We start from the raw sequence: 5,888 nt of genomic DNA, 5'->3' as shown, positions 1-5,888 counted from the left end.
GGCGGGGATGGCGGCGGCAGCGTCCTGCACCCACCACGCGCCCTCGCCATAGCCGGGCAGATCCGCCACGGCCGAGCGCACCTCGTGCAGGCGGATGCTGCCGGTGGGCAGGGCGACGCCGCCGAGGCGCTCGGCCCATTCCGTCGCGCTGCCGCGCGGTGTGATGTCGAGGGCAGCGCCCGAGAGATGGGCCGCGGCGATGGCCCGTGCCGTGTCGGGTCCATAGGCGGCGCTCCAGCGGGCGGCGAGCCAGTCCGGGGTGTTCTGCGCCAGGGGATCGGACGCCTCGGCCGCGATGGCGTCCCGCTCACGGATGACCCGGCGCAGGATGGCGTTCACGAGGCCGGGCGTGTGCTGCAGGTAGGGGTCGCCCTTGGCGAGGCGGACCGAGAGATCCACGGCGGCATGGTCCGGCACGTTGAGATCGAGGATCTGCACGGCGCCGGTGACGAGGAGGGCCACCAGCCTCGGCTGGTCCGGCGGCAGGCCCTGAGTCATGCGGACGGCCAGCATCCGCCGCAGGAAGCCGAGGCGGCGGAAGGTGGCGGTGGCGATGGCCCGCGCCAGCGATGCGTCGGCGGCGTCGAGGCCGGCATCGACGCCCGCCTTGGCCAGGGCATCTTCGAGGGCGAAGGCGCGGCCCTGCACGAGAAGATCGGCCACGGCGGCATGGGCCACCTGCCGGGCGGCGAGGCCCGGAACCGTGCGGTCGATCGTCGTCGTCGGCCCATCCGCGTTGCGGCGTGTCGCCATGAATGCCACTTTCCGTGTCCGAGGCCCGGTCCCCCGGAGCCAATGCCAGCGGATGCCCTCCCATCCGGCCCACCGAGATGCAAGCCATGACGACGCCCGACGACGCGGAAAGTGCCGAGATCCCGCCCCGCCCCGCCTTGACGCCCGCCGCAGAGCGGGCTCTGGCCGAGGCCGCCGACCGACGCGCTGCCATCGACGCGAAGGCGGCGGAGATCTCCGCCGCCCGCGAGCGCCAGGGCCGTGGCGGCCTGGAGCCCGTCCGCTACGACGATTGGGAAGTCAAAGGCATCGCCGTCGACTTCTGAGCGCGGGCTCAGCGCGTGACGTAGACCTGCGTGCCCACGGAGACGCGCCCGTAGAGATCGACCACGTCCTGATTGTACATGCGGATGCAGCCATAGGACGCGTAGGTGCCCACCGAATTCGGACGGTTGGTGCCGTGGATGGCGTACTCACCGCCCGCCAGGGTCATCGCCGCCGCGCCCATCGGGTTGTGCGGCGAGCCGCCGGCGATCACGTCGGGCAGGCGCGGGTTGTCACGCTTGACCTCGCGCGGCGGCGACCAGGCCGGCTCGACATATTTGCCGTCGATCTTGGTGGCGCCGGTCCATTGCTTGCCGGGCTTGCCCACCGCCACGGGATAGCGGATCGCCGTGCCGTCGCCGTTGACGAGGTAGAGCCGGCGCTCCGAGGTGCGGACCACCACGGTACCGGGCATGACGGCCTGGTCGAAGGCCACGAGTTCGCGGGACGCGGCCGGTGTCGCGGCAACCCCCACACTCAAGACTGTTGCGGCCAAACAAGCGGCGAACCCATTACGCGCGAACATCTGTCGTCATCCCCGAAAGCGTGACCGTGAGCTTCACGATAAGCAGCGATCGAGATTGCCGTTCCGGTTACCGGTGGGGGTCATCGGCCGGATACGCACCGGAATGATGGAGCGCGGTTAAACGGCGCCCCTCACACTCGCGCTAAAGGCGAGCAGTCCTATTAGGCTTTGATAAAGGCTTGCCTCGCTCACCGCTCCAGCAGGACGAAAGCCGTCTCGTCGCGCTCCTGCCAGCCATGCCGGACGAGTTCGGGATCGTCGTGCTCCTCCACCGGATAGCCGACGCAGAGATAGGCGACGAGGCGCCAGGAAGCGGGAACGTCGAGATGCGACGTGACGCAATCGGGCTCGATGATCGACACCCAGCCGACGCCGAGCCCGTGCGCCCGCGCGGCGAGCCAGAAGGTGTGCACCGCCGTGACCACCGAGTAGCGCAGCATTTCCGGCATGGTGGCGCGGCCGAGGCCGAACCCGTTCGTCGTACCCTCGTCGCAGAAGATCGCGAGATGGATGGGTGCCTCGCGCAGGCCCGCGAGCTTCAGGCGGGTATAGGCTTCGCGGCGCTCGCACTCGTAGGTCTCGGCCGCCGCATCGTTGCAGCGCTCGAAACTCGCGGTCACCGCCCCGCGCCGCGCCGGGTCGGCGACACGGACGAAACGCCAGGGCTGGCTGTTGCCCACGGACGGGCTCAGCATCGCCAGGGCCAGGCAGCGCTGAAACACGGCCTCATCCACGGGATCGCTGCGAAAGCGGCGCACGTCGCGACGCCAGGCGAACAGCTCGCCGAGCGTCTCGCGAAAGCCGGGATCGAACCTCACCAAGTCCTGCCGTGCAATCACTGCCATCCCTTGTCGACGAGGCCGCCTTGGCCGCTCGCCCCTGTCAGCCGCCGCCGGAATCCGGCAGTCCACCAAAGTGGCGGTAGAATACGAAGGGCGGCCGAGGCCATCGAAAAGGATTTTTAGACCAGAGCGGACCGTCATGGCAGAAAAAAAGGCCGCACTCCGGAGAGGCGGCCTGAAGTCCTTGGGTCTCGAAACCTCTGGAGTGTCGCTCCCGTGTCATCGGCAGACTCCCGAAAGCTGGGGAGCATGGATATCGGCCGCCCGACCGAGCACGGAGCCGACGAGGTTCGGCAACAGGTATCATCTTCTATCGCGGCCGACGATGGGCGATAACGGGGCGAAATCGTGACGTTGTGTTGCCAGTCCGTGGCTGGTGCCGGTGCGCACGCGGCGGTCGACCGGGCTTGCAGGCTCGGAGTGGGAGGCCCATCATTCCTCCTTTGCGGCGATCGTCGAGTCGCCGGAACCGAGGAGCGAGGATGGACGAGGGGACCGGAGCCGAGCCGCGATCGAAGGATTCCACCAGCCGCGTCGTGCCGTTCCCGACGGCTCCGGTGGTGCCGCAGGTCGCCTTCAATCGTTCCGAACTCAGGACCCTGTTCAACCTCTACGGCCGCATGGTCTCGGCCGGCGAATGGCGTGACTACGCCCTCGACTTCCGCCGCGACAAGGCGGTGTTCTCGATCTACCGCCGCTCGTCCGAGACCCCCCTGTTCCGGGTGGAGAAGGATCCCAAACTCGCCCGCCGCCAGGGCGCCTTCGCGGTGATTTCCGCCGCCGGCATCGTGCTGAAGCGAGGGCACGACCTCGCCCGTGTCCTGGCGGCGCTGGAAAAGCCTCTTCGCGTGGTGTGATCGCCCCGGTCACGGGATGAAGAACGGGAGCGCCTCCCAACGGATCGGAGGCCAACCCCATCGCCGCGCGCCGATGGAATACAGGGCGCCGAGCACGAACAGCGTGGCGATGCCGGCAATGATGGCCGCGCCGAAGCCGGCCCATGCGCCGGCGCCGATCGCAGCGGCGACGCTGACGCCGACGATGGCGTAGGTCGGCACGTCGCTGGGCTGCGGCGTCTCCCGCCCTGGGCCACGCCCGATTTTCGGCACCACCGGTTTACCCACCGCGACATCCTCGCAGGTTCGCAGCAGCGGAAACGAAAAAAGGCCCCGGCGTTTCCGCCGAGGCCTTTCGATCCGCGTTCCGATGGCTCGCTTAGCGGCGATCGCCGAGGAGCTGGAGCAGGAACTGGAACATGTTGATGAAGTCCAGGTAGAGCGTCAGAGCGCCGTTCACCGACAGCTTGGCCGCGCCTTCGGCGTCGGCACCGCTGTAGAGAAACATCTCCTTGAGCTTCTGCGTGTCGTAGGCGGTAAGGCCTGCGAAGATCAGGACGCCGAGCACCGAGATGGCGAACTGAAGCGCGCTCGAGGCCAGGAAGATGTTCACGATCGAGGCGATAAAGAGGCCGATTACGCCCATGATCAGGAACGAACCCATCCCCGAAAGGCTGCGCTTGGTGGTGTAGCCGTAGAGGCTGAGACCGCCGAACGTCGCCGCCGTGATGAAGAAGACCCGGACCACGCTGGCGCCCGTGAAGGCGAGCAGCATCGACGACATCGAGGCACCCATCACCGCCGCGAAAGCGAAGAACGTGAGGCGTGCCGCAGAGGCCGACATCCGATCCATGCGCATCGTGAAGATGAAGATGAAGGCGAGCGGGGCCAGCATCAGAACGTACTTGAACCACGTGCCGTAGATGAAGACGCCCGCCTGGTTCAGCGGAACGCCCTTGTAGTTGGCGACGATGGTGCCGGTCTGGACGGCCATGTTCAGGCCGAGGGCCACGAGGCCGGAGATCCCGAGGCCGACGACCATGTTGTTGTAGACGCCGAGCATGAAGCTGCGCAGGCCCTGATCGACCTCGACCTGGGAGCCGGCATAGCCCTGGGGCTGGGCGCCGTAGCGGAAGGGACTGTTATCGAATGCCATGGGAGTTTCCCTTGGAAGCTCTCTCAGCGTGTGATTTGGAACCGAGGCTCACGCACAGGACCTCTGGCACGTGACCGCGCCTTGAACCGAAATATGTTCCGTCATGCCGCTCCGCACAAGGGGGCGGCCGAGCTTTACGGCACGGGAATCACGCCTTCTCACCTCGATCTTTATTTGGACGAGGGTGGATTAAATCTCGTTCATCATCCTCGCGGCGCACCAGAGCTATAGTGACAAGTCATAAACCATGACTTCGGCGTCGTCTTTCTCCTGCGACGGGGAGGCGGACGACCGTCCGGCCTCAGAACTGGCGCAGGTAGGGAGCCGGTTTCTGGCCGAGGATGCGCCACGTCCCGGCCAGCCCGAGGACGATGGCGAAAACCACCGCGAGGGTGGATGCGACGAGGGCACCGGAGAGGTCCAGGGCGAAGTCGAGCTTCATCACGCGGGTCACGATGGTCCAGCCCGCGAGCGTGCCGGCGAGAAGACCGAACAGGGCGGTGGCGATGCCCAGGGCGCCGTATTCCAGCGTGTAGGCCAGGAGCAGTCGCCCGCGCGTGGCGCCCAGAACCTTCAGCACGACGGCATCGTACAGCCGGGCGCGATGCCCCGCCGCGATGGCGCCGGCGAGCACGAACAGGCTCGCCACCACGGCGACGCCGCTGGCAGCGCGAATCGCCAGGACCAGCTTGCCGACGATGTCGTTGACCGTGTCGAGGGCGTCTTTCACCCGCACGCTGGTCACCGACGGAAAGGCGCGGGCGACGTCGCGCAGGATCACAGCCTCGGTCCCGGCATCCGGTCCGCCCGCCAGGGTGAGGGTGGCGAGGTCCGAATGCGGCGCGCCCCGGAACGTGCCGGGCGAGAAGACCATGACGAAATTGATGCCGAGGTTGCGCCATTCGACCTTGCGCAGGTTCGCGACTTTCGCCGTCAGATTCCGCCCCAGGACGTTGACCGTGACGGTGCCGCCGACCCCGAGATTCAGCGCGCGGCCGAGTTCCGCATCGAAGGACACCAGGGGTTTCGCCCCCTCCTCCGCATTCCACCACGAGCCGGCGACGAGGTTCGATCCCTCGGGGAGATCCTCGGCATAGGTGATCCCGCGGTCGCCATCGAGCACCCAGGCGGCATCTTCCGGCGGCTTGATCGCGGCGGCGGGGGTGCCGTTGATGGCGACGATGCGCCCGCGCATCATCGGCACGCGCTCGATCTTGCCCCCCGGCGCGAGCTTGCCGAGCTCCGCATGGAACCCGTCCGCCTCCGCAGCCGGGATGTCGAGGAAAAACAGGTTCGGTGCACGGGCCGGCAGCGAGCTCGTCAGCGTCCGCCGGACATTGGCGTCGATCAGGCTCAGCGTCACCAGCAGGGTCACCCCGAGCCCGAGCGACAGGACGATGGCGGGGGTGAGCGCGCCGGGGCGATGGAGGTTGGCCAAAGCCATGCGGGGTGCCGCCGAGCGCGGCCGGGGC

The 5,888-nt window shown here is 67.8% G+C and carries 8 protein-coding genes; 2 read left to right on the top strand and 6 right to left on the bottom strand.

From position 1 onward, the window contains the following. Nucleotides 1-753 (bottom strand): transcription antitermination factor NusB (locus tag FV220_RS23695; protein WP_281406102.1); only part of this gene is annotated, 753 nt, incomplete at its 3' end. Between the two features lie 86 nt (nucleotides 754-839). Here FV220_RS23695 and FV220_RS23690 point away from each other — a divergent pair. After that, nucleotides 840-1,058 (top strand): DUF1674 domain-containing protein, encoded by a 219-nt coding sequence (locus tag FV220_RS23690; RefSeq protein WP_147833446.1) that lies wholly within the window; start codon nucleotides 840-842, stop codon nucleotides 1,056-1,058. Nucleotides 1,059-1,066: 8 nt separating this feature from the next. Here FV220_RS23690 and FV220_RS23685 read toward each other — a convergent pair whose 3' ends face one another. Both FV220_RS23685 and bluB read right to left on the bottom strand, forming a co-directional pair. Beyond that, on the bottom strand, nucleotides 1,067-1,582 hold the full coding sequence (locus tag FV220_RS23685; RefSeq protein ID WP_056140310.1) for a L,D-transpeptidase: 516 nt from the start codon (nucleotides 1,580-1,582) through the stop codon (nucleotides 1,067-1,069). Nucleotides 1,583-1,770: 188 nt separating this feature from the next. Next, complete coding sequence (gene bluB / locus FV220_RS23680) at nucleotides 1,771-2,427, bottom strand: 5,6-dimethylbenzimidazole synthase (protein WP_147833445.1); 657 nt, start codon at nucleotides 2,425-2,427, stop codon at nucleotides 1,771-1,773. 479 nt (nucleotides 2,428-2,906) lie between these two features. On the opposite strand from bluB, the gene FV220_RS23675 reads away from it, so the two are divergent. Continuing rightward, the gene (locus FV220_RS23675; RefSeq protein WP_147833444.1) at nucleotides 2,907-3,281 is read left to right on the top strand and encodes a DUF2794 domain-containing protein; all 375 of its coding nucleotides are present in this window, start codon (nucleotides 2,907-2,909) and stop codon (nucleotides 3,279-3,281) included. 9 nt (nucleotides 3,282-3,290) lie between these two features. Here FV220_RS23675 and FV220_RS23670 read toward each other — a convergent pair whose 3' ends face one another. The 3 genes from FV220_RS23670 to FV220_RS23660 all read right to left on the bottom strand — a co-directional run. Beyond that, entirely contained in the window at nucleotides 3,291-3,548 is a 258-nt protein-coding gene (locus tag FV220_RS23670; RefSeq protein ID WP_238254141.1) for a hypothetical protein, read from the bottom strand. A gap of 91 nt (nucleotides 3,549-3,639) precedes the next feature. Further along, nucleotides 3,640-4,416 (bottom strand): Bax inhibitor-1/YccA family protein, encoded by a 777-nt coding sequence (locus FV220_RS23665; protein WP_147833443.1) that lies wholly within the window; start codon nucleotides 4,414-4,416, stop codon nucleotides 3,640-3,642. A gap of 301 nt (nucleotides 4,417-4,717) precedes the next feature. Further along, the coding region (locus FV220_RS23660) for an FtsX-like permease family protein (RefSeq protein WP_147833442.1) at nucleotides 4,718-5,888 on the bottom strand (1,171 nt) is incomplete at its 5' end.

This window comes from Methylobacterium sp. WL19 (genome assembly GCF_008040005.1).
GTDB lineage: Bacteria > Pseudomonadota > Alphaproteobacteria > Rhizobiales > Beijerinckiaceae > Methylobacterium > Methylobacterium bullatum.
Note: the sequence above shows the minus strand (reverse complement) of the source record. Positions and strands in the feature narration are given on the sequence as shown.